Origin of the sequence: Erythrobacter sp. Alg231-14 (assembly GCF_900149685.1) — a bacterium.
Classification (GTDB): domain Bacteria; phylum Pseudomonadota; class Alphaproteobacteria; order Sphingomonadales; family Sphingomonadaceae; genus Erythrobacter.
The window spans coordinates 1,983,028-2,008,585 of sequence record NZ_LT702999.1; the positions used below are offsets into that span (position 1 = coordinate 1,983,028).

General features: G+C 58.3%; 27 protein-coding genes. 17 read left to right on the top strand and 10 right to left on the bottom strand.

The window, feature by feature from the left end:
• Window positions 1-22: 22 nt before the first annotated feature.
• From BQ8290_RS09515 to BQ8290_RS09525, 3 genes are all read right to left on the bottom strand, one after another.
• Complete coding sequence (locus tag BQ8290_RS09515) at window positions 23-1,852, bottom strand: AMP-binding protein (RefSeq protein WP_108789623.1); 1,830 nt, start codon at window positions 1,850-1,852, stop codon at window positions 23-25.
• Window positions 1,853-2,037: 185 nt separating this feature from the next.
• Window positions 2,038-3,774, bottom strand: coding sequence for a gamma-glutamyltransferase (gene ggt, locus BQ8290_RS09520; protein WP_108789625.1), 1,737 nt, complete (start codon window positions 3,772-3,774; stop codon window positions 2,038-2,040).
• A gap of 11 nt (window positions 3,775-3,785) precedes the next feature.
• Window positions 3,786-4,898 carry a quinone-dependent dihydroorotate dehydrogenase gene (locus BQ8290_RS09525; protein WP_108789627.1) on the bottom strand — a complete coding sequence of 371 codons (1,113 nt, stop codon included), beginning with the start codon at window positions 4,896-4,898 and terminating at the stop codon, window positions 3,786-3,788.
• 304 nt (window positions 4,899-5,202) lie between these two features.
• Between BQ8290_RS09525 and BQ8290_RS09530 the strand changes: the two genes are divergently transcribed.
• The 11 genes from BQ8290_RS09530 (at window position 5,203) to BQ8290_RS09585 (ending at window position 15,330) form a co-directional block, all read left to right on the top strand.
• Window positions 5,203-6,132: a helix-turn-helix domain-containing protein gene (locus tag BQ8290_RS09530; RefSeq protein ID WP_337661280.1), complete on the top strand. Its 930-nt coding sequence runs from the start codon at window positions 5,203-5,205 to the stop codon at window positions 6,130-6,132.
• Between the two features lie 85 nt (window positions 6,133-6,217).
• Window positions 6,218-8,092 (top strand): DUF885 domain-containing protein, encoded by a 1,875-nt coding sequence (locus BQ8290_RS09535; protein WP_337661281.1) that lies wholly within the window; start codon window positions 6,218-6,220, stop codon window positions 8,090-8,092.
• A 434-nt stretch (window positions 8,093-8,526) separates the two neighbouring features.
• Window positions 8,527-8,967: an SUF system Fe-S cluster assembly regulator gene (locus BQ8290_RS09540; RefSeq protein ID WP_108789631.1), complete on the top strand. Its 441-nt coding sequence runs from the start codon at window positions 8,527-8,529 to the stop codon at window positions 8,965-8,967.
• Window positions 8,964-10,454 (top strand): Fe-S cluster assembly protein SufB, encoded by a 1,491-nt coding sequence (gene sufB, locus BQ8290_RS09545; RefSeq protein ID WP_108789633.1) that lies wholly within the window; start codon window positions 8,964-8,966, stop codon window positions 10,452-10,454. Before BQ8290_RS09540 ends, sufB begins: the two co-directional genes overlap by 4 nt.
• A 183-nt stretch (window positions 10,455-10,637) precedes the next feature.
• Window positions 10,638-11,156, top strand: coding sequence for a DUF559 domain-containing protein (locus BQ8290_RS09555; RefSeq protein WP_108789636.1), 519 nt, complete (start codon window positions 10,638-10,640; stop codon window positions 11,154-11,156).
• A gap of 4 nt (window positions 11,157-11,160) precedes the next feature.
• Window positions 11,161-11,763, top strand: a complete 603-nt coding sequence (locus tag BQ8290_RS09560) for a hypothetical protein (RefSeq protein WP_337661282.1) — start codon at window positions 11,161-11,163, stop codon at window positions 11,761-11,763.
• Window positions 11,750-12,499 (top strand): Fe-S cluster assembly ATPase SufC, encoded by a 750-nt coding sequence (sufC, locus tag BQ8290_RS09565; protein ID WP_108789640.1) that lies wholly within the window; start codon window positions 11,750-11,752, stop codon window positions 12,497-12,499. Before BQ8290_RS09560 ends, sufC begins: the two co-directional genes overlap by 14 nt.
• Window positions 12,492-13,250, top strand: a complete 759-nt coding sequence (locus BQ8290_RS09570; protein ID WP_108789642.1) for a SufD family Fe-S cluster assembly protein — start codon at window positions 12,492-12,494, stop codon at window positions 13,248-13,250. Before sufC ends, BQ8290_RS09570 begins: the two co-directional genes overlap by 8 nt.
• Window positions 13,247-14,488 carry a SufS family cysteine desulfurase gene (locus BQ8290_RS09575; RefSeq protein ID WP_108789644.1) on the top strand — a complete coding sequence of 414 codons (1,242 nt, stop codon included), beginning with the start codon at window positions 13,247-13,249 and terminating at the stop codon, window positions 14,486-14,488. The genes BQ8290_RS09570 and BQ8290_RS09575 overlap by 4 nt, the downstream gene beginning before the upstream one ends.
• A 3-nt stretch (window positions 14,489-14,491) precedes the next feature.
• Window positions 14,492-14,971 (top strand): SUF system Fe-S cluster assembly protein, encoded by a 480-nt coding sequence (locus BQ8290_RS09580; RefSeq protein WP_108789646.1) that lies wholly within the window; start codon window positions 14,492-14,494, stop codon window positions 14,969-14,971.
• Entirely contained in the window at window positions 14,971-15,330 is a 360-nt protein-coding gene (locus tag BQ8290_RS09585; protein ID WP_108789648.1) for an iron-sulfur cluster assembly accessory protein, read from the top strand. Before BQ8290_RS09580 ends, BQ8290_RS09585 begins: the two co-directional genes overlap by 1 nt.
• Window positions 15,331-15,341: 11 nt before the next feature.
• Here the strand turns inward: BQ8290_RS09585 and BQ8290_RS09590 are convergent, their stop codons facing one another.
• The 3 genes from BQ8290_RS09590 to BQ8290_RS09600 form a co-directional block, all read right to left on the bottom strand.
• Window positions 15,342-16,286 (bottom strand): hypothetical protein, encoded by a 945-nt coding sequence (locus tag BQ8290_RS09590; protein WP_108789650.1) that lies wholly within the window; start codon window positions 16,284-16,286, stop codon window positions 15,342-15,344.
• Between the two features lie 102 nt (window positions 16,287-16,388).
• Window positions 16,389-16,802: a hypothetical protein gene (locus tag BQ8290_RS09595; RefSeq protein WP_108789652.1), complete on the bottom strand. Its 414-nt coding sequence runs from the start codon at window positions 16,800-16,802 to the stop codon at window positions 16,389-16,391.
• On the bottom strand, window positions 16,799-17,512 hold the full coding sequence (locus BQ8290_RS09600; protein WP_108789654.1) for an EI24 domain-containing protein: 714 nt from the start codon (window positions 17,510-17,512) through the stop codon (window positions 16,799-16,801). Before BQ8290_RS09600 ends, BQ8290_RS09595 begins: the two co-directional genes overlap by 4 nt.
• A gap of 128 nt (window positions 17,513-17,640) precedes the next feature.
• Here BQ8290_RS09600 and BQ8290_RS09605 point away from each other — a divergent pair, with 128 nt between their 5' ends.
• Entirely contained in the window at window positions 17,641-18,660 is a 1,020-nt protein-coding gene (locus BQ8290_RS09605) for a PfkB family carbohydrate kinase (RefSeq protein ID WP_108789656.1), read from the top strand.
• A gap of 158 nt (window positions 18,661-18,818) precedes the next feature.
• Here the strand turns inward: BQ8290_RS09605 and BQ8290_RS09610 are convergent, their stop codons facing one another.
• The 3 genes from BQ8290_RS09610 to purD all read right to left on the bottom strand — a co-directional run bounded on the left by BQ8290_RS09610 (window position 18,819) and on the right by purD (window position 20,758).
• The gene (locus BQ8290_RS09610) at window positions 18,819-19,217 is read right to left on the bottom strand and encodes a hypothetical protein (protein ID WP_108789658.1); all 399 of its coding nucleotides are present in this window, start codon (window positions 19,215-19,217) and stop codon (window positions 18,819-18,821) included.
• Window positions 19,218-19,268: 51 nt separating this feature from the next.
• Window positions 19,269-19,400, bottom strand: coding sequence for a hypothetical protein (locus BQ8290_RS15275; RefSeq protein ID WP_443112317.1), 132 nt, complete (start codon window positions 19,398-19,400; stop codon window positions 19,269-19,271).
• A gap of 89 nt (window positions 19,401-19,489) precedes the next feature.
• Complete coding sequence (purD, locus tag BQ8290_RS09615; protein WP_108789660.1) at window positions 19,490-20,758, bottom strand: phosphoribosylamine--glycine ligase; 1,269 nt, start codon at window positions 20,756-20,758, stop codon at window positions 19,490-19,492.
• Here purD and xseA point away from each other — a divergent pair.
• The 4 genes from xseA (at window position 20,757) to BQ8290_RS09635 (ending at window position 24,535) form a co-directional block, all read left to right on the top strand.
• A complete protein-coding gene (gene xseA / locus BQ8290_RS09620; RefSeq protein ID WP_108789662.1) occupies window positions 20,757-22,262 on the top strand; it encodes an exodeoxyribonuclease VII large subunit in 1,506 nt (501 codons plus the stop codon). The two genes, purD and xseA, sit on opposite strands and share 2 nt — an antisense overlap.
• A gap of 23 nt (window positions 22,263-22,285) precedes the next feature.
• Window positions 22,286-22,489: a DUF2093 domain-containing protein gene (locus BQ8290_RS09625; protein WP_108789664.1), complete on the top strand. Its 204-nt coding sequence runs from the start codon at window positions 22,286-22,288 to the stop codon at window positions 22,487-22,489.
• Between the two features lie 11 nt (window positions 22,490-22,500).
• Complete coding sequence (locus tag BQ8290_RS09630; RefSeq protein ID WP_108792245.1) at window positions 22,501-23,454, top strand: peptidoglycan DD-metalloendopeptidase family protein; 954 nt, start codon at window positions 22,501-22,503, stop codon at window positions 23,452-23,454.
• Between the two features lie 85 nt (window positions 23,455-23,539).
• Window positions 23,540-24,535: an esterase-like activity of phytase family protein gene (locus BQ8290_RS09635; RefSeq protein WP_337661283.1), complete on the top strand. Its 996-nt coding sequence runs from the start codon at window positions 23,540-23,542 to the stop codon at window positions 24,533-24,535.
• A gap of 107 nt (window positions 24,536-24,642) precedes the next feature.
• Here the strand turns inward: BQ8290_RS09635 and rpmB are convergent, their stop codons facing one another.
• The gene (rpmB, locus tag BQ8290_RS09640; protein WP_108789668.1) at window positions 24,643-24,930 is read right to left on the bottom strand and encodes a 50S ribosomal protein L28; all 288 of its coding nucleotides are present in this window, start codon (window positions 24,928-24,930) and stop codon (window positions 24,643-24,645) included.
• A gap of 164 nt (window positions 24,931-25,094) precedes the next feature.
• Between rpmB and BQ8290_RS09645 the strand changes: the two genes are divergently transcribed.
• Window positions 25,095-25,550, top strand: a complete 456-nt coding sequence (locus BQ8290_RS09645) for a deaminase (RefSeq protein ID WP_108789670.1) — start codon at window positions 25,095-25,097, stop codon at window positions 25,548-25,550.
• Window positions 25,551-25,558 lie beyond the last annotated feature (8 nt).

Sequence of the window (25,558 nt, forward strand, 5' to 3'; positions counted from 1 at the left end):
CAACTGAGGCGCTTAGTAAGAGCTAGCCACGATACAGGCCGTTGATCTTGTCCTGATAACGATCGCGGATTTTGTGACGGCGGATCTTCATGCTCGGCGTCATTTCCTCGTTCTCGATCGAAAACGCTTCATCGGCAAACGCAAATTGACGGACTTTCTCAACGACTGACAAGTCCTTGTTCGTCCGATCAAGCGCCGCGCGCACTGCGTTTTTGAATGCAGGCAGATCTTGCAACGCCTTTAGGTCAAACTTCTCGTCATTCGCACGCGCCCATTCCAGCGCCCATTCCGCGTCCGGCACAATCAAACCGACAACATAGGGCCGCTTGTCGCCGCTCACCATCGCTTGCGCGATTTCGGGCTGCAGGGTCAACATGCCTTCGATCTTTTGCGGGGCAACATTGTCGCCCTTGTCATTGACGATCATGTCTTTCTTGCGGTCGGTGATCACGATCCGGCCATTGGCGTCCAAATGGCCAATATCTCCGGTGTGAAGCCAGCCATCGACAATCGTGCGCGCCGTTTCGGCGTCGTTTTGCCAATATCCGTGCATGACGAGCTCACCCCGGCACAGGATTTCGCCGTCTTCAGCAATCTTGACCTCAACACCGCGCATGGGCGGGCCGACTGTGTCCATCTTCAATCCGGCGGCGGGGCGGTTGCAGCTCATGATTGGGCCACTTTCGGTCTGACCGTAGCCCTGCAGCATGGTCAGGCCCATTGCGTCGAAGAAATTGCCGACCTCTGGATTTAACGGCGCGCCGCCCGACACCATCGCTTTGATCCGACCGCCAAATTTGGTGCGGATTTTGGGTCGCAGAGTTTTCTCGACCAGAAAATCCAACGGCCGATCCCGTTTGCGTTTCTTGCCTTCACTGGAATTTTCACTGATTTTCAGTGCTTTATCCATCATGAAATTGGCAACAGCGCCCTGTTTCTCGATCTGTTTGATGATCCGCGTGCGCAAAACTTCGAACAGGCGCGGGACAACGACCATGATCGTTGGTTGGACCTCTTCGATGTTTGAGGCGAGCTTTTCCAAACCTTCGGAATAGAAAATTTCGCCGTACAAGGCGATTGGCAGATATTGCCCGGCCGTGTGTTCGTAGGCGTGGCTTAGTGGGAGGAACGATAAGAACCGTTCATCATCCACCCCGAAATCGTCGATGACGATGTCGGCAGCGCCCGCAATGTTGCACAGGATCGCGCCGTGATGCTGTTTTACGCCGCGCGGTGCACCGCCTGTCCCGCTGGTGTAGATCAAACACGCAGTGTCGCCGCGCCCAATCCCCGAAAGCCGCGTTTCGACCGCGGCACGGGCCGCCGCCGCATCGCCAGCGACCAAAGCGTCCCAATTGTGATATTCGAAACTGCCCGATTGTTTGCGATGCAGATCCTCGATGCCGATGACGTGTTCAACAATGCCGGTACGTCCGATCGCACCAACCAACGGCGCAAGCAGCTTTTCATTGGAGACAAAGACCGCGCGTGCGCCCGAATTGTCTAGGATATGGGCGTGATCGCGTTCGGTGTTGGTGATGTATGTCGGTACGGAAATGCATCCGGCCGCCATGATTGCCAAATCGGCCATGCACCATTCCGGCCGGTTCTCAGACACAAGAGCCACCCGATCGCCGTCATTAAGACCCATGCCGCGCAAACTTTCCGCCAGCAAGCAGACCTGATCAGCGACTTCGCGCCAACTTTGTGTCGTCCATTGGCCGTCTTCCTTGCGGCCCAAAAACGGGGCGTCGCCTTTCTGATCGGCGCGTTTCAGGAAGAGTTCGACAAGATTGGTTGCCCGGTCGATATCCTGAAGAATGGGATCATCGTTCGGATCGACCACGGGCATGGAATGGGGGGCGTGCACGGAAAAAAGGCTCCTCTTCCCGCTCAAGTGAGGTTGGAAACAACCCAGCCTGAGCATCGTCTCTGTTTTTATTGCCTATCGAATTAAGAGCAGAAAGCCGTAGCGGCAAGCGTTGGTGTTACCACGACATCGACCCAAACGCACAATCCATTCATGAAAACAATAGGTTATTCGTACCCTAGCAAATCCGCAACCCGAGGATCGCCCGCTGCTTCCCAGCCATTTTCGGTTCTGCGCACGGCATTTGCCTTGCCCCGCGGCGACAGCAAACGGATTTGACCATGACCCAAAGCTTCCAATTCATCGACCATACCGGCGATGACGCTGCCGTCTTCGGTGATGACGGTGGTGCCAAAAGCCATGATAAGGGGAAGACCAAGCGCGTCCTCTGCACTCATTCCAAAATCCAGCACGCCGATGATGGACCGCGCCACTTGAACCGGGATCGTTGGCCCGCCCGCCGCTCCGATGATGAGGACAACTTCACCCTCTGCATCAAACACGATTGTTGGGGCCATGGAAGAACGCGGGCGTTTGCCCCCTTCGACACGATTGGCGACTGGCACGCCGTTCACTTCGGGCGATGCGCTAAAATCGGTCAATTCGTTGTTGAGGTAAAAGCCGCCAAAATGCAGGCCGGACCCAAACGCCCCTTCGACCGTGGATGTGTAGCTAACGGCATTGCCATCGCCATCGACGATGGAGAAATGCGTCGTCCCATTTTCGGGTGGTTCGTCGCCATCGGCGCGCGCCAAGGGCGCCCCCGGCGGCACGCCAGCTTCCACCGATTCCAATGCCGAGGCAGGGTCGATTAAGGCGCTGCGGCCGGCGATGTAATCGGGATCGACCAATCCGGCGACCGGCACGGCCACAAAGTCCTCATCGCCAATATAAAGCTCTCTATCGGCGTAGGCGACGCGTTGTGATTCCAGGAACAAGTGCCAGAATTGCGGGCTTTCGGGGCCCATGGTCGCGACATCAAACCGCTGCAATTGACCTAGCATTTGAGCGACTGCGACGCCCCCCGAACTGGGCGGACCCATCCCGCATACGGTGTAGCTGCGATAGGGCGCGCAAACCGCATCGCGTTCTTTCGCGGCGTAGTTTCGAACATCGTCGGCGGTCATGCGGCCATCTTGCGGTGTTTCGGCGGCGACATATTCGGCCAGACTATCGGCTGAGGCATCGTACATGGCCGATGCACCTTGCGCGGCGATCCGTTCAAATGTGTCAGCGAGATCGGGCACGGTGATCCGTGTGCCCACCGGCAAGGGTTCCCCGTCGGCACCAAAGAAAATGGCTCGCGCCGCTTCTGTGTGCCCGGCGCGTTCGGCCCGACTGGCCAAAGAGCCGTTAAGCCGACGGTTCATCAAGAACCCATCGCGCGCCAAAGTGATGGCGGGTGCAAACAGATCCGCCCAAGGCAGCTTTCCATATTTATCGTGGGCCCGCGCGGCGAGCGCAATGTTGCCCGGCACGCCCACGCTAAGCCCTGATATGACCCGTGTTTCAAAATCCAGCCGCTGACCCGCTTGATCAAGGAATCGCGTCCCAGTGGCCGCAGCCGGGGCGGTTTCCCGTCCATCAAAGGTCACAACACCATCAGAACCGGCGTGGATCATAAATCCGCCACCGCCAATTCCCGAACTTTGCGGTTCCACGACCGTTAGAGCGAGCATCACAGCAATCGCGGCGTCAGTCGCCGAACCGCCCTGTGCCAAAATTGCTTCGCCGGCTGCGGTGGCGCGAGGATCAGCTGCGCTTACGGCGCCGGTATTGGCAATTGGGTTTTCAGATACGGTGGGCGGCGGCGTTTCATTGGCCGTGGCCACTGGCGGCGAATAGGCGCTGCACCCGGTTAGGATGAGCGCAAGGGGCGATAGAAATGCGAAAGGTTTGAGCATGAATATGCTCGCTATTCGCTTCCAACCGCCTCTGCAATGCTCGCAAAGCCATCGCGCTTCATTAATCGTTCAAGACCACCGGCGATTTGGGCGCCCAAACCGGGCCCGTGATAGACCATGGCGGAATACAATTGGACCAAGCTTGCCCCGGCTTTGATGCGTTCCCACGCGTGATCGGCCGTGGCAATTCCACCGACGCCGACCAGAGGTATCGCTCCGCCGGTCGCCTTGCGAAAGTCACGGACCCGTTGCAGCGCTAGGATCCGCAATGGATCGCCCGACAATCCGCCCGTTTGACCTGCGTGGTGCGATCGCAGTTCGGGCCGCGAAATGGTGGTGTTGGACACGATCAATGCATCCAGTTTTTTATCCAGCGCGATGCGCGCAATTGCATCAATATCGGCCTGTTCCAGATCGGGGGCGACCTTTAGAAAGATCGGCGGCAAGGCGCGGTCCGCGCCGACTTCCTTCATTGCGGTGCCGCCTTCGGCGCGGGCTTCAATCACGGCGTCAATCAAACCGGTCAACGCGCTCTCATCCTGCAATGCGCGCAGGCCCGGCGTGTTGGGGCTGGAGATGTTGACCGCGAGGTAATTGGCCCATGGGGTCATTGTGCGGGCCATATACGCGTAATCGGCGATCCGATCGTCGGAATCTTTGTTGGCGCCGATATTCACACCTACGATTCCACCAGGCGCTTTTCGCCCATTCTGGCGGGCTTTTAGCCGGTCCAAAGCGGCCGATGCGCCGGCATTGTTGAACCCCATCCGGTTGATAACCGCTTTGTCCTCGACAAGCCGGAACAGGCGCGGTTTGGGATTGCCGGCCTGCGGTCGCGGCGTGATGGAGCCGACCTCGGTGAAGCCAAATCCAAGCCGCAGCAATGCATCGGGCACTTCGGCATCTTTATCGAACCCGGCTGCAACTCCAACCGGGTTGGGGAATGACAAACCGGCAACATTGATGGCCAGCGGCCCTTGCGCGCCGCAAAGGGACGATTTGAACATGGATCTGCGTTTGGGAAGCGTCTTGAGCGCCGAAATTGCCAAACGGTGTCCGGTTTCCGAATCCAAGGCAAAAATCGCTGGTCGGACGAGATCGAAGAATTTGGGCCTAATGGTCATCGGTCCCGCCTAAGCAATAAAAAGGGCGATTTGTCGAGCGCCCGAGGGAAAACGGCGCATTTTGGCCAAAAAAGCTGCGGAAAATGTCCCCGATATGGCGTTTTCTCAGCTTGTCGTTTGCATACAATTCTTTGTTCCGGTGCCCGGCTAGACACTTCTTGCGACCCGAAGGGCTCGGAGCAGCGATGCGAAGAGTTCCTCAACTCAAATGGGCGGCTCCTTTGATGGAGTCGCCCTTTTTTTGGCAAAAATTATGGTGTTAAATCCGATCATGTGCGGTTAGATGCGATCCAACGGGGCGCACATGATGGTTGAATTTCAAGACTCATTTAATGCTGAGTACGGCGTAGAATCGGATGATTTGGGCTATGAGCTTACCGAAAGCTCGCTCATCACCGTCGACTACATCGCTCCACCCGCAGCGATTAGCGATTACGTCACCACCCTTTATCATTTTCGCTGCGACGAAGCGAAAATCCGCGACATTCAACCGGCTTCTGTCGGGCACGTCGCGATTTTCCCGCATGGCAAGGGCGAGATGCAGTTTCGCGCCGGTCACTGCGATCCCAACCACGAAGTGGCCGTAATGACGCCGCTATCCACGGCGAACCCGATCATTGTCGATGGGCCGTTCCATGTCGTTGGTGCCGCGCTAACCCCGCTTGGTTGGGCGTCGCTGACAGGATTGCATGCGGGCGAACATCGCGATCGATTGCGCGACGGGCGCGAGATCCTTGGGGAGAAATTTGCGGCGTTGGGCAATGATTTGAACGCGCAATATCGCGCGGGCACATTGAGCGGGCGGGAATGCGCCCATGCGTTGAGCGAATTTATCGGCGAAATGGTGAAACCGATCAATTCGCGCCATGCCGAATTGATCAAAGTGGTGAACACATGGTTGGGATCATCGTTGAACCCGGACCTTGCCGATCTGTTGGATCGGGCCGCTTACTCCGAACGACAGGTCCAACGTTTGACGGAGCGGTATTTTGGTCTTTCACCGCAAGCTTTGGCGCGCAAATATCGCGCCTTGCGCGCGGCGGCGCTGTTGTCATTCCCTCAACTCACGCCCGAATTCGAAGCGGAATTGGGCGACGCATTCTTTGACCAATCGCATATGATTAGGGAGATCAATCGGTTTGTAGGGCGGACCCCAGCGCGATTGCGCGACCCGGATAGCCCCTATCTTTCGGAGATGATTGCCCCCAAAAACCTTCGCGAGCTCGGCTCGTAATTCGATCCGCCAAGGATTGCGCTTGGGCACCAAACCCGACGCGCATCGTTTTGAAGAGACAACACCAACTATCTTGAGGACCACTATGCGACGCATTTCGGCACCCCGCTTCAGCCTGATTTCCACTTCGATCGCGGCCTTGGCTCTGTCCGGATGTTCGGGAATGTCGGCCGATCCCATTGTCGCCGCATCAACCCCAGCAAGCGCGAGCGTCGCAGAGCCTGCCCAATCCAATCAGGCATCATTGGCCCAGGTCTTTGAAGACTATGACCGCGCCAATCTATCTCTGTCACCGATCAGCAAATCGTATCGCGGGATCAGAGACGAGGATTACGGGCGTTGGAATGAGGTTTCTGACGAAGCGGATGAAAGACAATTCCGGCTGATGCAAGACACAGTCGCGGCCATGCGGGCCGACTACGATCTGGGCGCATTGTCGGAACAGGATGCGCTGTCCTATCGCCTGTTTGAATTGCTCGCAGAACGCCGTGCATCGCTTTATCCGTTCCGCGAATACGGTTTCCTGTTCGATCATCGCCGTGGCGCACACACGAATATTCCAGCGTTCCTGATCAACATCCACCGGGTCAGCAGCTTTGAAGACGCCGAAGCCTATGTTTCGCGGATCGAGGGGATAGGGCCTCAACTGGACGCGTTGATTACGGAAGCGCGTGAGCGGGCCGACAACGGCGTGATGCCGCCCGATTGGGTTTACCCCTATGTTATCGCTGATCTCGAGGCGTTGATCGCGTCGGGCGACAACAACGCGATTCTCAATGACTTTGACGCCAAATTGGCACCTTTGACCCCCGCTCTGCCCAACCCGGACGGAACCGAAGGTGAAGCGAGCGAAACGATTGCGTTGTTGGAGATGGCAACAGAGGCATGGAATTCGTCTGCATTGCCTGGCTATCGCCGCTTGCTTGCCGAAATGCAGCGACAACAGGCCATCGCGCCAACCGATGACGGCATCTGGCGTCTGCCAGAGGGCGAACAATATTACGCGGCGCTGCTTCGCAGCTACACGACAACGGATCTGTCTGCCGATGAAATCCACAATATCGGCCTGCGCGAAGTGGAACGCATCCATGGTGAGATGCGCGCGATCATGGCGCAGGTTGGCTTTGAAGGCAGCTTGCAAGACTTCTTTGAATTCACCCGCACCGATGATCAGTTTTTCTACACCAGCCGCGAAGAATATGTCGCCGATGCGGAGGCCGCGATAGACCGTTTGGGCGAACGGATGCCGGAATTCTTCGGTGTGCTGCCAACAGATCCGCTGACGATCAAACCGGTCGAAGCTTTCCGAGAACGCAGCGCTGGCAAGGCGTTCTATCAGCGACCTGCGCCCGATGGTTCGCGCCCGGGCACCTACTATGTGAACCTCTACAATCTTCGCGATATGTCGAAGAATGAGCTTGAGGCGCTTGCCTATCACGAAGGGCTTCCGGGCCACCACTTGCAATTGTCGATCCAGACGCAATTGGGCGATTTGCCCGCGTTCCGGCGGTTTGGCGGCGTCACCGCCTATTCCGAAGGGTGGGGCCTTTATTCTGAGGAATTGGGCAAGGACATGGGATTCTACACCGACCCATATTCCGATTTTGGCCGATTGGGCATGGAGTTGTGGCGGGCTTGCCGTTTGGTTGTCGACACCGGCATCCATTCCAAACGTTGGACGCGCGAAGAGGCGATCGATTACCTCGCCACCAACACGCCCAACCCACAAGGCGATATCGTCAAAGCGATCGAACGCTACATCACCACCCCGGGACAAGCGACGGCCTATATGATCGGCAAACTCAAAATCATGGAGCTGCGCGCGCAGGCCCGTGCTGAGTTGGGTGATGATTTTGACATTCGCGGATTTCACGATTCGATCTTGACCAGCGGCCCGGTGCCGTTGTCGATCATGGAAGAGAACGTGATGAAGTGGGTGGAAGGCCAGCGCGGCGGTTGAACCACCTCCCCCAATGCTCGCTAGGGGCCGGGTGTCGCGGTGGCACAAGGCGTTATGGCGAGAGGTCGGTATGCGCAGGACAAGGAAGCGCCGAATGGCGATTCCGCAGGGCCTGACGCAAAGGCGCTGGAGGCGGTTTGGCCGATGGGTCGCACCGGGTCGACTGCACCGTCCCAACCCGTCCCTTCCCATGCGGCGGGGTTCGATCGGCCGCGACGATCAACCGCATAGAATTCGGGAGATCCGCAATTACTGCGGTTGAAAAGCCGCGATCAAGACGCGCAATTCCGGTCGTGCGGACTGTCAATTTAGGGCGGCAACCCCGTAGCGGGGCACTCGACGCTTGAAATCGGAGCGATCCGCGCGTATTTGAAATCCGACTGATTCAGTCCGATTTAAGAACCGTTCGCAACAACCGGATTTTTCAAGAGCTCATGCGTCTTTCCAACCTTGCCGATTACGCCGTCATCACGATGGTTCAGGCCGCCGCGCATTGCGGCGATGGCCGGGTCAGCGCTGCCGAACTGGCGAGCGAAACGGGCCTGCCTGTTCCCACCGTTCAAAGGTTGGTCTCCAAAATGACCAGCGCGGGACTGTTGCGATCTGTGCGCGGGGCCGGCGGCGGACTTCAACTTGGTCGACCGGCGGCCGCAATCACGGTCGCGGATATTGTCGAAGCGGTCGAAGGCCCAATCGCCCTAACGGCTTGCATCGAAGAGGGCGTATGCGACCACGAAGCGGGGTGTTCGATGAAACCCCATTGGCCCATCATAAACGAAAAAATGCGCGGGGCTTTGGCCGAGATCACTCTCGATTATCTGCGCCATTCTTCCCCGACCACCAACACCCCTCCAGTTAAAGAGCACGCGGCATGACCGACAATCTCGACCTTCAGCCAGAAATGGATCAAGACGCAAAGGATGCCGCCGCCGCCGCTGCGGAATACGAACACGGTTGGTCATCGGACATTGAAACCGAATTTGCGGAAAAAGGGCTGAATGAAGACACGGTCCGGTTTATCTCGGGAAAAAAGGGCGAACCGGAATGGATGCTGGATTGGCGGTTGAAAGCGTTCCGCATTTGGCAGACACTCGAAGAGCCCGATTGGGCCAAAGTCGGCTATCCCAAAATTGATTACCAAGACGCGTATTACTACGCGGCGCCGACCAAGAAGATTGAGCTGGATTCGCTCGACGATCTCGATCCAGAGATTAAGCGTGTTTATGACAAGCTGGGCATTCCTCTGGGTGAGCAGGAAGTGCTGGCCGGGGTAAAGGGCGCAAAGAAAGTCGCCGTGGACGCCGTGTTTGACAGCGTCAGCGTTGCAACCTCCTTCCGCGAAGAGTTGATGCGGGCGGGCGTCATCTTCCGTTCGATCTCAGAGGCGATCAAAGAATATCCCGAACTGGTGAAAAAGTGGCTGGGCCGGGTCGTGCCGACACGCGACAATTACTTCGCCTGCCTCAACGCGGCGGTCTTTTCGGACGGCACCTTTGTTTACATCCCTGAAGGCGTGCGTTGCCCGATGGAGTTGTCGACCTATTTCCGGATCAACGCAGAGAATACGGGCCAGTTTGAACGCACGTTGATCATCGCAGAGAAGGGATCTTACGTCTCTTACCTCGAAGGCTGCACCGCGCCGATGCGCGATGAAAACCAACTGCACGCCGCCGTCGTTGAATTGGTCGCGATGGAAGACGCCGAGATCAAATATTCGACCGTGCAAAACTGGTATCCCGGCAACAGCGAAGGCGTTGGCGGGATCTACAATTTCGTGACCAAGCGCGGCCTTTGCCAAGGCGACCGGTCCAAGATCAGCTGGACTCAGGTGGAAACCGGATCGGCTGTCACATGGAAATATCCAAGCTGTGTCCTCAACGGCGAAGACAGTGTGGGCGAGTTTTATTCGGTGGCGGTGACCAACAACCACCAACAGGCCGACACCGGGACCAAGATGATCCACAACGGGCGCGGGTCGCGCTCCACCATCATCTCCAAAGGGATCAGCGCGGGCAAATCGAACAACACCTATCGCGGCATGGTACGCGTCGGCCCGAAAGCCGAAGGGGTGCGCAATTTCACGCAATGCGACAGCCTGCTGCTCGGCAATGAATGCGGAGCGCACACGGTGCCCTATATCGAGGTGAAGAACCCCGGCGCTCAGATTGAGCACGAGGCCACGACATCTAAGATTTCTGACGAGCAAATGTTCTACGCCCAGCAACGCGGGCTGGACGAGGAAGAGGCCGTGGCGCTGATCGTCAACGGCTTTGCCAAGGATGTTTTGAAAGAGCTGCCGATGGAATTTGCCGTCGAGGCGCAGAAGCTGCTGGCGATCTCTCTTGAGGGGAGTGTGGGGTGATGGAGCATTTTGGAAACAAGAACGTGCTTTGGAGTCTTGGATGGCTCATTCTCGGCGGCTTTTCGCTTTTGAGCGGCCTTAGTAAAATCGGCAACGAGACGGTTCTGGCATTTCTCATTTTGATATTTGCTGGCGTTTCTTCGCTAAACTCAGCGAACCATTTCCGTCTGTCCCGAGCAACAAATGACTGACCGCAAAACCCTAAACCTGCGCCCGCCTTCGGATGAAGCCATTGACCCCGAAGCCCTCAACAAAAAGGGCCGCGGTTGGAAAATCTCGGACAAGCGGCTCGATGAATTGCACGACCGCGCGCGGGAAATGAAGCGCTTTGCCTCGCCCGCTCACAAGGCGTTGGCCGACAAATTCGCAGGCGCCAATTTGGGCCGTTACACCTTCAAACGCTTTGCCGTGGTTGGCTCTGCCATCGTGGACTTTAACTGCCACAATCTGGGCATGGCGATCATGGTTGAGGAAGAGGGCGAGGATGAAACCCTCTCCAAACGGCGTGACAAAAGCCTTGAGGCGGTTGGCATCCGGGTGATGCGGATCAAGGCGGCGGATATCATGGAAAATATGGACGCGGTTCTGGAACGGATCACGCTCGGCATGCGTATGCGCATCGACGATAAAAACAAAAGACGGCATCAAAGCCGCGACAATTCGAACTCAGGCACACGTTCAAACACTGGCTCAAGAGACTGAAACAATGACCAGCATTTCTTTGATAATTGCCCCTATGATCATGCTGCAGGGCGTTGGCCAAGCACCCATGGCAATCGAAAACGACGCGCCAGAAACATGGACGTTGGAATATCCGCGGCTGATCCAACCCTTTGTCGAAGATTATCGGCGGTGTTTGACCAGCCAGATGCGCCGGGTCACCGGTGAGGCCAATTTCGAAGAGCAACATCGCGCCGATGTGCCGCGTTGCGACGCCGAATCCACTGATGCGCAGAACGCCGCCAATTCGGCATTGGCCACGCGCACCGGCTACTCCGACTTCACCTCCACCGATGTTCGCCTAATCTTTGAACACGCCGGACGCATCCACATCGCGCGCGGCGCCGATCTCGACCAACAATTCACCTTTCTTATGCGCACCGCCCAAGCGGCGCGTGAAACCTACGAAGAAGAGCGGCCCAAAGGTCTGGTCCTCGAACTGCTTGATGCATCCGTGGTCAAGGCGCGCACCGACGCAACCGCCGCCGCCGCCGAAGCCGCCTTGCAAGAACGCTCTCTGCGCGAAGACGAACAAAATCTAGACGCCGACACTGGCGAAAACACAGGAGCACCTGGTGCTAACGATTAACGATCTGCACGCCGAAATCGGCGGCAAGGCTATCCTCAAAGGTTTGAGTCTTGAGGTTGCCGCTGGTGAAGTACACGCCATCATGGGGCCAAACGGCGCGGGCAAATCTACGCTGGCCAATGTGTTGGGCGGCAAGCCGGATTACGAAGTGACGGGCGGATCGGTTGTGTTCAAAGGCACCGATCTTTTCGACCTCGACCCGCATGAACGCGCGGCGACCGGTTTGTTCCTAGGGTTTCAATACCCGGTTGAAATCCCCGGTGTTTCCAACGTCCAATTCCTTCGCGAAGCCGCCAACGCACAGCGCAAGTATCGCGGCGAAGAACCGCTTTCGGGCGGTGAGTTTCTAAAACTCGCCAAGGAAAAAGCGGGCCTGCTCAAACTCGATATGGAAATGCTCAAGCGGCAAGTGAATGTCGGATTTTCCGGCGGTGAGAAAAAGCGGGCAGAGATGGTCCAAATGGGCATTCTCGACCCTAGCTTTGCGGTCCTCGATGAAACCGATAGCGGGCTTGATATCGATGCGCTGCGTGTGGTGGGCGATGGGATCAATGCGATCATGCGCGCGCCGGATAAGGGTGTGCTTTTGATCACGCACTATCAACGTCTCCTCGATGTGGTGAAGCCCGACCGGGTTAGCATCCTTGCCGGGGGTCGCATTGTTCAAACCGGCGGTCCCGAATTGGCCTTGCGTCTTGAAGACGAAGGTTACGATGCGGTGATGGCCGATGCCTGAGACCACCGCGCTACCGACGCGCCGTGATGAAGGCTGGCGTTACGCCGATGTCGACGCGTTGGCGCGCCTTGGTGCCGCCGCGCTTGATCAATGGCGCGACGTTAAGATTGCCGATGGCGACACATGGCGCGAAACCTTGGTTGTGGGCAGCGATGAACCCGAATTGCACCGCATTCGTTTGACGGTGGGTGCGGGTGCGCGCGCGGAATTGTTCGCCACCAATACAGGTCACGATTTCACCCGCCTCGAAGTCGAAGTAACATTGGGCGAAGGCGCGCATTTTGAATTTGGCGGTGTCACAATCGGTGGCGGCGATGCCATCCGCGAATTTGTGACCACCACGGTGCACGGCGCGCCTAACGGCACCAGCAACCAAACCGTTCGCAGCGTCCATTGGGGGACTGGCACCGGCAACTTCCTTGGCGAGATCAAGGTCGCGCGTGACGCACAGAAAACTGATGCTGCACAAGATTTCAAAGGCTTGCTTTTGGAAGCAGGCGCGAGCGCCAACGCCGTGCCACAACTTGAAATCTTCGCCGATGACGTGAAATGCGCACACGGCGCGACCGTAGGGCAACTGGATGAGGCCGCGCGGTTTTACATGGCTGCACGCGGCCTCTCGCCGGAGCTTGCCCAACGATTGTTGGTTCAGGCGTTCTTGGGTGATGCCTTTGTCGAATTGAACGACGAGCATACCCGCGCCGACCTGCTCAACGCAGCTCTAAAAGCGTTGGAGGGAGCCACTCTGTGAACGCGCCCGCCGCCCTAAACCGCGAACTGCGCGCCGATCTAAGGGCCGATTTTCCGGGCCTGAAAACCAGCGATGGTGCCGATTGGCATTACTTGGACACGGCGGCCACGTCGCAAAAGCCGCGCGCCGTAATCGAAGCGATGGCGCGCGCTATGGGCGAAGATTACGCAACGGTGCATCGCGGTGTGTATTCTCGCTCCGCCGAAATGACGCTCGCTTATGAAGCGGCCCGGCGGACCATCGCCGCCTTTGTGGGCGGCAATGAAGATGAAATCGTCTTCACCCGCGGCGCCACCGAAGCGATCAATTTGGTCGCAAACAGTTGGGGTCGGGCCAATTTGAAAGCCGGTGATCGCATTATGCTTTCCCAGCTTGAACATCACTCCAACATCGTGCCTTGGCAAATGATCGCGCAGCAGACCGGCGCGCACATCGATGTCGTACCGCTAACCGATGACCATCAGATCGACTTAGACGCCGCCGAATTGATGATGACCGCGCAGCATAAACTGGTCGCTTTCGCGCATGTCTCCAACGTTTTGGGCAGTGTTCTGGACGCGCCGCGTGCCGCCGCAATGGCGCATAAGGTTGGGGCGAAGCTTTTGCTCGATGGGTGTCAGGCTGTTCCGCATATGCCCGTGGATGTCGCAGCATTGGGCTGTGATTTCTATGTGTTTAGCGCGCATAAATTGTACGGGCCAACCGGCATTGGGGCGCTTTGGGCGCCGCACGCATTGTTGGAATCCATGCCGGCTTGGGAAGGTGGCGGCGCGATGATCGATCGCGTCACCTTCGAAAAAACGACCTACAATTCTGCGCCGCAACGTTTTGAAGCGGGCACCCCCGCCATCACCGAGGCAATCGCGTTTGCGGCGGGGGTCGATTATGTTTCCAATATCGGTTTGGCGACTATGCACGCAGCCGAAGCAGAACTGGTCGCCCATTTGCGTCGCGAATTGACAGCCATGAACGATGTGACCGTGTTTGGGCCAGTGGACAGCGCTGGCATCGTCAGTTTTGCGATTGATGGCATTCACCCTCACGATCTTGGGACAATTTTGGACGAATCCAATGTGGCGATCCGCGCGGGTCACCATTGCGCACAGCCATTGATGGACTATCTCGGCGTTCCGGCAACGGCACGGGCGAGCTTCGGATTGTATTCGACCCAAGACGATGTCGACGCGTTGCTTAAAGGCATTGCCCGCACGCGGATGATTTTTGGAAAAGGCACGTAAGGTATGACGACGCCCAACGATGACACGACCACTCAAAAACCGCCGCGTGCGCGGGTTTCGGACGTGATCGACACGGATGAAACGGCTTTGGAAACGTCACAAGAGACGCCGCGCACGCGCGACTATCTCGACGGGTTTCTGCATCAAAAGCCGGCCCAAGACGCTGTTGGCGACGCGGGCAGTGACCTGCAAACCGCCGTCGTGGACGCGTTGAAAGAGATTTTTGACCCGGAGATCCCGGTCAACATTTACGATCTGGGCCTGATTTATGGCGTCGAAGTCGATGATGAATGCGATGCAACGATCACTATGACTTTGACCACGCCGCATTGCCCGGTGGCCGAAACAATGCCCGGCGAGGTGGAATTGCGCGCATCTTCTGTGCCGGGAATTCGCGATGCTGAGGTGGATTTGGTCTGGGATCCGCCATGGAGCCCAGAGAAAATGTCCGACGAAGCGCGGCTTGAATTGGGGATGTTGTGATGAGCACGGAAACAAAGACCCGCAAATTGCCAGCAGCGGTCGTTCTGACCAGCGGAGCCGAAGACCGCATTGCTCATTTGATGAGCCAAGCGCCCGACGACGCCATCGGTGTTAAACTTTCAACACCGCGTCGCGGTTGTTCGGGTCTTGCTTATTCGGTCGATTACGTGACCGAAGAAGCCAAATTCGACGAGAAAATCGAAACACCTGGCGGCCTGTTCTACATTGACGGGGCGAGCGTGCTCTATCTGGTCGGTTCGACCATGGATTGGCGCGAAGATGATTTCACCGCCGGATTCGTTTTCGAAAATCCGAACGCAAAGGGCGCGTGCGGGTGCGGTGAAAGCTTTATGGTTTAAGGGGTTATCCCTTATTCGCCTTCTTCGATGATCCGCGCGATCAACCGACGTTCAAGGTCATCGACCTCACCATCGGATTCGATCATCGCGTCGAGCCATTCCTGCTCTTGATCGGTAACTTCTTCGCCAGCGGTCGCTTGTTCGGTGAAAGTTGGTCCTGAATCGCGTTTGCCGAACACTTTGCCAAAGTGGTTGCGAACATGCGGAGCCTCTTTGACCATCTTACCAAAGAAACGGCCGACATTGGCTTTGTTGTCGGCGACAAATTCCTGCAATTCTATCGCGCGACCATGATCTAGTTGGGCGTTTTTTAGGGCGAAACCCTTGAGATAGTTGCTGACCCCATCGAGAAACAGGTCGTCCCATTCGGGCGCGTTTTCGTCGCTTAGAGTCGCGTCCTTTAAGCGGAACAGCATTTCGGCTTCGAACCGGTTGACCGCTGCTGGACCGTATCCGCCGCTGGCAAATACGACGCGGCGCAAAATGCGCGCTTCGGCGGAAGAGATATGGGTTGCCGATAGATCGCCGCCATGGCGCGTAGGACCGGTGCCTGACAACACTTCGCGTTCGATCTGAGCCACCACATAATCTTTCAACCCGGTGGTGACGTTTTCTGCGCGTTCGATAATCCGGACGATAGCTTCGAGTTCAACGAAGCTATCAACAACGCCATCATGATCGACCTGTGCAATCAACCATTCCGCTTCCTCTGCGCTGCATTGCAGGCGCGGGGGCGTGCCATTGAGAACGAATTCTCCGATCGCCTCGACAAAGAAATCGCACCATTCATCGTCGCGCGTTTCAATCGAATTGTTCACCGCAAACAGAGCTTCTGCCTCTTCGCGTGTGATGATCCCATCGCCCCAACCCTGACGCCGCAGCGCGAGGATTTCTTGCGAGGTGATTTGTCCATCCGCAGCAGCGCGCTGTGCCAGATCCGTGAAATGCGTTGTCATGTGCTTTAAAGCCCCTTTGATACGATCAAAGGCATCGCACAATGTGCTTAAGACCGGGTTACCATCGGACGCCTCGCCGGTCTTGGCCAACGTATTCCCGCGTCAGCGGGTCGTCGCGGCGCGTTCAACCTCAGCAATGCAACCGGCTCTGTCGGTTTCTGCTCCACCATTGCGGTTGCGCGCTTCGACATGGGTGGCGACCGGGTCGGCATTTGCCTGAAGCGGATAGAGGAAAATATCGAGGATGCAGCGATCGGATGCATATTGCAGTTTGCGCGCATCTCCTTCGACCAGATCGATGCGGGCATCGCCGAACCGCCGGGATAGGGTGGTGGCGCGTTCACCGATCACACTGTCGAGCCCGGCATTGCGCATGATTTGAGGGGCGCGAAAGCCTGTTCCCGTTTGTGGAACAGACGCGGTTGACGATGCGAGAGCCCCGTTGGACCCGCTGGAACAAGCCGAAACCAGCAACGCCGCGCCGACTATCGTTCCGTATGTTGAAAATGCCTTCACGCTGTGTCCCCCCTTTCGTCGTTTGAGCGCTTAGCCGACATAGCGTGATGCGCCAAATGGGTTCCGGCGGCGGCGCCGACGATCGGGCCGATCAAGTTGGCAAATGGGATCACCATGACCCCCGCTACAATCGCGCCCAATGTCACCCGTTGAAATCGAGGCACAGGATTGTCCGCTTCGCGATCCCCGCAATGACGCAGCCAGGCCATATCGGTCAGCTCTCTTCCCAACAGCCACGCATTCACCGCTAGAAAGACAATGGCAGGGCCAATCCCTGTGACCAGCAACAGGCCAGCCACCGGCAATGCCAAAAGGTTCGCGCCTATCGTGCGGCCCATCCCGCGCAATGAATTGGAGAGATCCCGGCGAAACGGCAAAGGCTGCGCGCGTTTGGCCAGATCGGGATAATGTCGGGCTTCCACAGCGGCGACCACCTCATCGGCAAAGAACTGCAAAACGCCCACGGCAACGACCCGGAACAGAAACCAAAACGCCAAGCCCGCAATGATCACGGCCAAAGCGGCTTCGGCAAAGCCGCTGCTGTCTCCCGCGTAAGACGTGCCGACCCAGATGAGGCCGTAATACACCGCCACACCCGCGCAGATGAAGACGAACAGTGTCACCAACATCGATTTGAACAAGATCGACAGCACTGCGCGGTCGCTCAATTGGCGAAACGCTTTGACTAATGCTTCGATCACGACGTTCATATCCCAACCGTTGCGGCCCGGCGCCGCGCAAGTCAAACGGTGAGCGCCTTTTCACCTTGGCGTCGCGCGCGCATCGGGCTAGGCGCTGAGGCCATTCGATTGATCTCAATCACAACAGGACATCACCCTTGCCCGACACTGCAAATCCGCCGCGTTATGACGTCATCGCCATCGGCAACGCCATCGTTGATATTATCGCATCGTGCGAAGACGCCGATATCAACGATCTGGGTCTTGAGCGGGGCGGGATGACCTTGCTCGACGCAGAGGGCGCGGACCGGCTTTATGCCGCTATGGGTCCGGCGACGGAGACATCCGGCGGTTCGGCCGCCAACACGCTCGCGGGGCTGGCTGAATTGGGCACCCAATGCGCCTTTATCGGCCAAGTTGCCGATGATCAGTTTGGCGAAGTCTTTGCCCATGACATTCGCTCTGTTGGGATCGATTTCGACACGCCGATGCGCCCAACGGATGGCAGCGATAATGAGCCGCCAACCGGCCGTTGCCTCATCTTTGTGACGCCCGATGGCGAGCGGACGATGAACACTTTCCTTGGCGCAGGTCAGTATCTGCCCGCCGCCGCACTGGATGAGGAACTGATCGCGTCCGCCGCGATCCTCTATCTCGAAGGGTATCTGTGGGACCCAGAGGAACCGCGCCGGGCCATGCGCCGGGCCATCGACGTCGCGCGCGCAGCAGGCCGCAAGGTCGCGTTCACCGCGAGCGAGAGCTTTGTGATTGACCGCCACGGCGATGATTTCCGTGCGATGATCGACGATGGCTTGATCGATATCCTTTTCGTGAACGAGAGCGAGCTGGCGACGCTGACCGGAGAGGCTGACTTTGACGCGGGCTTTGACGCGGTTGCCGCCAAAGTGCCGGTTCTGGTCGCAACGCGCGGCGAACACGGCGCGCATGCGGCGGCCGGCGGAGAGCGCGCTCAGGTCAGCGCCGAACCCGTCGCCAAGGTCGTCGATACGACCGGCGCAGGCGATCAATTCGCCGCTGGCTTCCTGTCCGGCCATGCCAAGGGTGAGGCGATGGAGACATGCCTCAAACGCGGCGCCATCGCAGCGGCCGAGGTGATCTCACACTACGGCCCACGCCCGGCGACCGACATGCAGGCCCTTATGGCGGATAAGCTCTAAGCTTTGCGCAAAGCGTGCTGATAAAGTGAGACATGGACCGCATGTTACACGGTCCAAGGGGCTAAACCTTGCGGTCGGAATGCGAACCTTTGAGTGGGGGACTAACGGTGTGAAAGAGCGGTGCCTGCCTTAACCGCTTTGCCGCGTGTAGGAAAATTTCACTGCTCGGGCACGTAGTCTTCGCGCTTGAGTGAGATAATATAGTCGGCCACGAGCTCGGCTTGCTTGGCGCGTAGGTCGAAATCCATCACTTCTGGGTAATTGTGCGCATTGATCAACCACGATGACAGCGTGTCGTCGGTAAGCCCTTCGCGGTTCGCGATGGATGCAAAGCTTGGCGCGTTCGGGTTGGGCGACAAAAACGCAGGCTCCACCGAATGACAATCCGCGCATGCCGCCTCAACAAAAGCAGGCGGGTCAGGCGACCAAACGGTTGAGGCCACCAGCACCGAACCGTTGCCCGAACGGCCAGAATGGCAGGCGGATGTTGCGCTGGCGAAGATCGCAAGCGTGCTAATTGCTGTGAGGTGGGCGAGCGGGGGCAGATTTTGGATCATGCCGCATATGAACAGGCCATTTGTTGCGCGTCATTGATCTTGATCAAACCCTTAGGCTTGGGCGACGATGCGTTTGTGAACCATCGGATCCGGCGTGGCCATAATCGCGGCCGCGCGGGCGGTGTCGCCAAAAAAATGCGCCTTTGCCGCCATCATGAATTGTTCGGCGCACGCATATTGCACCCCTTAGATAAAGGGATGAGGGTTTGAAAATGCCCTCGCAGATCGCGGGTCCGCTGCGCTAATATCCGGTGAAGATGAGAAGGCAATCATCACCTCTCCCGCGCAACCTCTTTCCAACCGATATCGCGGCGGCAAAATCCGCTGGTAAAGTCCACCGCGTCCACCGCTTCATAGGCGCGTGCTTGCGCTTCGGTGACATTTGCCCCTTTGGCCGTGACGTTCAAAACGCGCCCGCCATTGGCGACAAGTTGGCCGTCCACGAGCTTGGTGCCTGCGTGGAAAATCTTGGCATCTGCGCTTTCAGCCTCCTTGAGGCCAATCGCGCCGCCTTTTTCCGGCGTTCCGGGATAGCCTTTGGCGGCCATCACCACGGTTAGGGCGGTTTCATCGGCGAAACCGGCGTCCACTTCGCTCAAACGCCCTTGGGCACATGCCAGCATGATCTGGACCAAATCGCCGTTCAACCGCATCATCAACACTTGGCATTCCGGGTCGCCAAAACGGCAATTGTATTCGATCAATTGCGGGCCGGTTTTGGTCAGCATCAACCCGGCATAGAGCACGCCGGAATAGGGCATGCCTTCTGCGCGCATCGTGTCCACGGTCGGCTGGATGATCTCTTTGATGGTGCGGGCCTGCAATTCCTCGGTCAAAACGGGCGCGGGGGAATATGCGCCCATGCCGCCGGTGTTCGCGCCGACGTCCCCTTCGCCAACCTGTTTGTGATCTTGTGCCGTGCCGAACGGCATGATGGCGGTGCCGTCAGTTAGCGCGAAAAAGCTCGCCTCTTCGCCTTCAAGGAATTCTTCGATCACGACTTCGGCGCCCGCGGCGCCAAACCCGCCGCCAAACATATCGGAAAGCGCGGCCTTCGCCTCATCCAAATCTTGCGCGATGACCACGCCTTTGCCCGCGGCCAAGCCATCGGCTTTCAAAACATAAGGCGCGGTGTAGTCGGCCAATGCGGCCACCGCCTGATCCAGCGACGTCGTGCGGATATAGCCGCCAGTGGGGATGCGCGCGCGTTCGCACAGGTCCTTGGTAAAGCCTTTGCTGCCCTCCAATTGGGCGGCGGCTTTCGATGGGCCAAATGTCGGGATATTGCCGGCGCGCAAACTGTCGGCGAGGCCATCGACCAACGGGGCCTCTGGTCCGATCACAACAAGGCCGACATCGTGCCCTTTGCAAAATTCGATCACCGCTGCATGATCGGTCATGTCAATCGCAACACAGGTCGCGTTGTCGCCAATGCCCGGATTTCCGGGGGCGGCGTAAAGTGTATCGCAGGTGGGGGATTGCGATAGCTTCCACGCTAACGCATGTTCGCGTCCACCCGACCCCAGCAACAGGACATTCATGGCGCGCGCTCCTTCTTCATCCACACCGCAAGACAGGCTGTTAGCGCGCGAAAAGCAGGGCGACAACGCCGGTGCGATGTCGATCACCGAGATTTCGCAAAGTCTTAAGCGGACCGTTGAAGAACGGTTTGGATATGTGCGGCTGCGTGGGGAATTATCGGGTGTAAAACGGGCGGCCTCTGGCCATATGTATTGCGCCCTAAAAGACGACAAAGCGGTGTTGGACGGCGTGATGTGGCGCGGCAATGCCGGGCGGTTGGCATTTGTGCCCGAGGATGGGCTCGAAGTGATCGCAAGCGGCAAGCTGACGACGTATCCGGGACGATCCAAATATCAGGTCGTGATCGACAGTTTGGAAATCGCAGGAGAAGGTGCGCTTCTCGCGCTGTTGGAAAAAACGCGGGCCCGATTGGAAGGCGAAGGTTTGTTCGCGCCGGAGCGCAAGCGGCGATTGCCCTATCTGCCGCGCACAATTGGCGTCGTTACCTCGCCCACGGGGTCGGTCATTCGCGATATCCTGCATCGTTTGGCAGATCGTTTTCCCAGCCACGTCGTGGTGTGGCCCGTATTGGTCCAAGGGCCCGGTGCGGCGGCGCAAGTTGCGGGGGCCATCCGGGGGTTTTCCGCGTTGGAACCTGGCGGGCCGGTGGCGCGACCCGATGTGGTGATTGTTGCGCGCGGCGGCGGGTCGATCGAAGATTTGTGGAGCTTCAACGAAGAAGAGGTCGTGCGCGCCATCGCCGATTGCACGATCCCCTTGATCAGCGCGGTTGGCCACGAAACCGACACGACTTTGGCCGATTACGCTGCCGATCGCCGTGCCCCGACACCCACCGCCGCGGCGGAGATGGCGGTCCCAGTGCGTGCCGATCTGGATGCGACTTTGGCCGATTTTGGCGCGCGACAACGCCGCGCAGTGCATCGCCCCGTGGAATTGGGGCGCGAACGGTTGGAGGCGCGTGTTCGGCGGATGCCCCGCGCGCAAACATTGCTGCAGCCGCAAGCGCAGCGGCTTGATGATCTGTCGGAGCGTTTGCGCCGGGGTCTGCGCGACCGGGCGGGCAAGGGTCGCGAAGAATTGGCGGGCGTGGCCACACGCCTGTCCCCGCGACTGCTGAACCGGGCGTTGGATGATGGCAAAGCGCGGTTGGTTCGCGCGCGATTGGTGCCTGCATTGGTGCAACGCCCAATGGTTGCTGCGCGCGATCGATTGGACGCGCTGACCCGCGTCGCCAGTCAACTTCACCCGGAAAAACCGCTTGAGCGTGGTTATGCGATTGTGCGGAACACGGCAGGCACGGCGTTGACCGGCAAAACACAAGCGGCGGAGGAAGCTGCGCTGGTGCTGCAATTCAAGGACGGCGATCTTTCCGTGGGGGTTGGCGATACCCCGCCTCCTGCCCAATCGGCACCGGTGCAACAGTCCGCCGCCGCCGCCCCAAAACCGAGCAGAAAACCGCGCCCTAAACCACCATCACCTCAGCAAGATGATTTGTTCGGATAGGCTTTCGTGTTAGGGAAGCAATCATGTTGATGTCGACCAGCGATAAAGCCGCCAAACTCTATTATGGCCCCTCCAGCTTTCGGGTTTTGCGCCCGGGGCAACACGTGTTGTGCGCCGTTTCTGGCGAAGCGATCCCCTTGGAAGAATTGCGCTATTGGAGCGCGGATCACCAAGAGGCGTATGCTTCGTGTGAGATTGCGACGCGCCGCCTTCTCGATCTAGGGTGATGGGCCGCCTCATGAGCTGGGCTGTTCTGGTTCCGCCGGCATTCGCCATCGCCGCTTTGACGAGCTGTGTCGGAAGCGGTTCCGCTGCGCCAGAAACTGAATCGGCGGTCGAAGACACCGCCGAAACCGCAACCGACACCGGGCAGACCATCGCGGCGGAGGCCACTTTGCCAGCGCCACCCGAACCGGCGCCGCCTGCTGTCCCGGCTCTGGTGGAATTCGCGTATAGTGGAGAGATGACCCAAGGCGGGTACATCCGTGGCCGTGCGCCCGACACCACGGTTCAGGCGTCTTTGGGCGAACAATCCATCGACATTGCCGAAGACGGGACATTCTTTGCCGCGTTCGACCGCGACAGCCCCGGCACACTCGCCCTTTCTGCGACATTGGCCAACGGTCAAATCGTCCGCGAGAATCTGACCATTAGCCCACGCGATTGGCAGATCGAACGAGTGAATGTGGCGCGGCGTCCGGGCGGGGCAAGCGCCGCCTTTATGGCGCGCCGACGGCCCGAATTGAACGCCATCGTTGAATCGCGGGCTCAACAAACGGGGGCAACCGGTTGGAGTCAGGATTTCATCTGGCCGGTCAAAGGCAGGATTTCCGGCCGTTTTGGTCGCCAACGCATCTATCGCGGCGAACCGGGCAGCTATCACGGCGGCATCGATATCGCGCCGGGCAACGGTGTGCCATTTGTCGCGCCTGCCGATGGTGTGGTCGTGTTGGCGCGGACCGGTTTTAGCCTTGAGGGCGGATTGATCATCATCGATCACGGCCAAGGGCTCAACAGCGCGTTTTTGCATGCCAGCCGGATCGTTGTCGAAGAAGGGCAATCGGTCACCCAGGGCCAGCATATTGGCAATGTCGGATCGACAGGTCGCGCGACCGGCCCGCATTTGCATTGGGGTTTGAAATGGAAAGCGGCGCGATTGGATCCGCTGCTTTTCGTGGGCCCTATGAATTGAGTTTAGCCAAGAGGTCCGGTCGGACCGATTGCACCCGTCGCGGTCAAGGGGCCTTGCCATCTATCGCCGTCTAACCCTTGTTTGCGTGATTGCTCTGGGCCTTGCTCCGGGGACATTTCTGCGCACCTCGATCGATCCCAATCCGCAAGAGATCGTCATCACACTGACCGCATTGAGCAACAGCGACGCTGTGCGTGATGGCGTCCGGGGGGATTTGCAGGTTTCGGGCGTCTGGGAAATCACCGCCACGCATCCGTTCTTTGGCGGGTTTTCAGCTCTGGTAGATACCAGCAATGGTGCAGGGGAGATGGGTTTGTTGGCGGGCAGCGATCGCGGATGGTCGCTTGATATTCCTATTCAATCGGGTGAACCGACACAGGGCGGCATGCAATTTGTCTATTTCGCCCAGCGGCGCGATTCCTTCTTAGAAATGGTCGATCTAGAAGCGATGGCCCGCGATCCCGAAACGGGAACTTTGTGGACCACCTATGAAGGGTTCAACGCGGTTCAACGCGATATGTTGGACGGGACCAGCACGCGCCGCGCGCCCGCCGAAATGCGCCGGTGGAGCGCCAATTCCGGGCCTGAGGCGATGGCGAGATTGGATGATGGGTCGTTCATCATTCTAGCCGAAGCGCCAGAGGGTATCGGACGCACGGACCGGCCGGGCCTGTTGTTTGCCGGCGATCCAATCAACGAAGGCGCACCCACCCAATTCAGAATTTCCACGCCGCCCAAATATTCGCCGGTGGATGCGACCGCTTTGCCCGATGGATCGGTTTTGATCCTATTGCGCCGGGTGCAGATCAACGTGCCCGCCGATTTTGACGCGGCGATCATGCGCGCCGATCCGGCAACGATAGAACCCGGCGGCGTGTGGACCGGCGATATTATCACCTATCTCGATGGGCCGTTATTTGGAGAGAATTTCGAAGGGATCGCCTTTGTCAAAGACACAAGCGAGGGCGCAGAAGACGGTTCTGGCGCGATCTACTTGATCAGTGATGACAATCTGTCGATGTTTCAACGCAGCCTTCTGGTGCGGTTCGATTGGCCCGGGGACATCGACGCCGTCAATTGATACACCCACGCGGTGCATTGATCGCGCACACAAAAAGGGCGCGCGAAAATCAACGCACGCCCTTTTTGTTAAAGCAGCAGCCCGGCCAAAGCCCGGCGCGCCAAAATTTAGGCAGCAGCCGTGGCTTTCTTCAGCTCACGCTTCACTTTCAAAGCGCGATCAGAAAGCTTCTCGTCTTTGGTTTTGAGCAACCAATTGTCGAGACCGCCATTGTGTTCAACCGAACGCAGGCCATTGGTCGACACGCGGAAGCGGAAGCTGCGATCCAGCTTTTCGCTGAGCAAGGTGACTTTCTGCAGGTTGGGCAGGAAGACGCGCTTGGTCTTGTTGTTGGCGTGGCTCACATTGTGGCCGACTTGGCGACCTTTGCCGGTCAGTTCGCAAATCCGCGACATGATATCTCTCGTTTGTTCAAAGTGGCGGGTCAAAGTCAAACACGCCCGCTTTACAAAAGCGGGCCTATTGCTCGGTTTTCCCGGGAAGCGCGCCACATATCCACCGATACCCGAATCGTCAAGCAGAGTTGCACTGTGTCCGGCTCCCCGGTAGCGCGGGACCTATGACCCAATGGCCAATCCCCGCCCCAATGCAAGCCGCATTGGATGCTGCGCATGCCGCCGCGAATGCAGGCGAGGTGCCGGTTGGGGCTGTGGTTGTGCGCGGAGATGCAGTGATTGCGGTCGCCGCCAACGCCACACGATCACCCCCTGATCCCACAGGCCATGCAGAGATTCGCGCGCTGAGAATGGCAGCGGAGACGCTGGGCCAGGACCGTTTGTTGGATTGCGATTTATACGTGACGTTGGAGCCATGCGCGATGTGCGCGGGTGCAATCTCTCACGCCCGGATCGCGCGGCTGTATTACGCGGCGAGCGATGCGAAAGGCGGCGCGGTCGAACACGGCGCACGCGTGTTTGAACAAGAACAATGCCTGCACCGGCCAGAGGTGTATTCCGGCATGGGTGAGGCCGAAGCGGCGGATATGTTGCGCGCCTTTTTTAAGGAGCGGCGGTAAAAATGGGA

What these genes read in the sequence shown, in the direction of transcription:
- BQ8290_RS09525 (WP_108789627.1), bottom strand. Translation starts at nt 4,898, where the DNA reads ATGACCATTAGGCCCAAATTCTTCGATCTCGTCCGACCAGCGATTTTT.
- BQ8290_RS09560 (WP_337661282.1), top strand. Translation starts at nt 11,161, where the DNA reads ATGACCAGCATTTCTTTGATAATTGCCCCTATGATCATGCTGCAGGGC.
- BQ8290_RS09590 (WP_108789650.1), bottom strand. Translation starts at nt 16,286, where the DNA reads ATGACAACGCATTTCACGGATCTGGCACAGCGCGCTGCTGCGGATGGA.
- purD (WP_108789660.1), bottom strand. Translation starts at nt 20,758, where the DNA reads ATGAATGTCCTGTTGCTGGGGTCGGGTGGACGCGAACATGCGTTAGCG.
- BQ8290_RS09600 (WP_108789654.1), bottom strand. Translation starts at nt 17,512, where the DNA reads ATGAACGTCGTGATCGAAGCATTAGTCAAAGCGTTTCGCCAATTGAGC.
- BQ8290_RS09630 (WP_108792245.1), top strand. Translation starts at nt 22,501, where the DNA reads ATGAGCTGGGCTGTTCTGGTTCCGCCGGCATTCGCCATCGCCGCTTTG.
- BQ8290_RS09530 (WP_337661280.1), top strand. Translation starts at nt 5,203, where the DNA reads ATGATGGTTGAATTTCAAGACTCATTTAATGCTGAGTACGGCGTAGAA.
- rpmB (WP_108789668.1), bottom strand. Translation starts at nt 24,930, where the DNA reads ATGTCGCGGATTTGCGAACTGACCGGCAAAGGTCGCCAAGTCGGCCAC.
- BQ8290_RS09580 (WP_108789646.1), top strand. Translation starts at nt 14,492, where the DNA reads ATGACGACGCCCAACGATGACACGACCACTCAAAAACCGCCGCGTGCG.
- BQ8290_RS09570 (WP_108789642.1), top strand. Translation starts at nt 12,492, where the DNA reads ATGCCTGAGACCACCGCGCTACCGACGCGCCGTGATGAAGGCTGGCGT.
- BQ8290_RS09540 (WP_108789631.1), top strand. Translation starts at nt 8,527, where the DNA reads ATGCGTCTTTCCAACCTTGCCGATTACGCCGTCATCACGATGGTTCAG.
- BQ8290_RS09555 (WP_108789636.1), top strand. Translation starts at nt 10,638, where the DNA reads ATGACTGACCGCAAAACCCTAAACCTGCGCCCGCCTTCGGATGAAGCC.
- xseA (WP_108789662.1), top strand. Translation starts at nt 20,757, where the DNA reads ATGGCGCGCGCTCCTTCTTCATCCACACCGCAAGACAGGCTGTTAGCG.
- BQ8290_RS09515 (WP_108789623.1), bottom strand. Translation starts at nt 1,852, where the DNA reads ATGCCCGTGGTCGATCCGAACGATGATCCCATTCTTCAGGATATCGAC.
- BQ8290_RS09645 (WP_108789670.1), top strand. Translation starts at nt 25,095, where the DNA reads ATGACCCAATGGCCAATCCCCGCCCCAATGCAAGCCGCATTGGATGCT.
- BQ8290_RS09610 (WP_108789658.1), bottom strand. Translation starts at nt 19,217, where the DNA reads ATGATCCAAAATCTGCCCCCGCTCGCCCACCTCACAGCAATTAGCACG.
- ggt (WP_108789625.1), bottom strand. Translation starts at nt 3,774, where the DNA reads ATGCTCAAACCTTTCGCATTTCTATCGCCCCTTGCGCTCATCCTAACC.
- BQ8290_RS09585 (WP_108789648.1), top strand. Translation starts at nt 14,971, where the DNA reads ATGAGCACGGAAACAAAGACCCGCAAATTGCCAGCAGCGGTCGTTCTG.
- BQ8290_RS09625 (WP_108789664.1), top strand. Translation starts at nt 22,286, where the DNA reads ATGTTGATGTCGACCAGCGATAAAGCCGCCAAACTCTATTATGGCCCC.
- BQ8290_RS09535 (WP_337661281.1), top strand. Translation starts at nt 6,218, where the DNA reads ATGCGACGCATTTCGGCACCCCGCTTCAGCCTGATTTCCACTTCGATC.
- sufB (WP_108789633.1), top strand. Translation starts at nt 8,964, where the DNA reads ATGACCGACAATCTCGACCTTCAGCCAGAAATGGATCAAGACGCAAAG.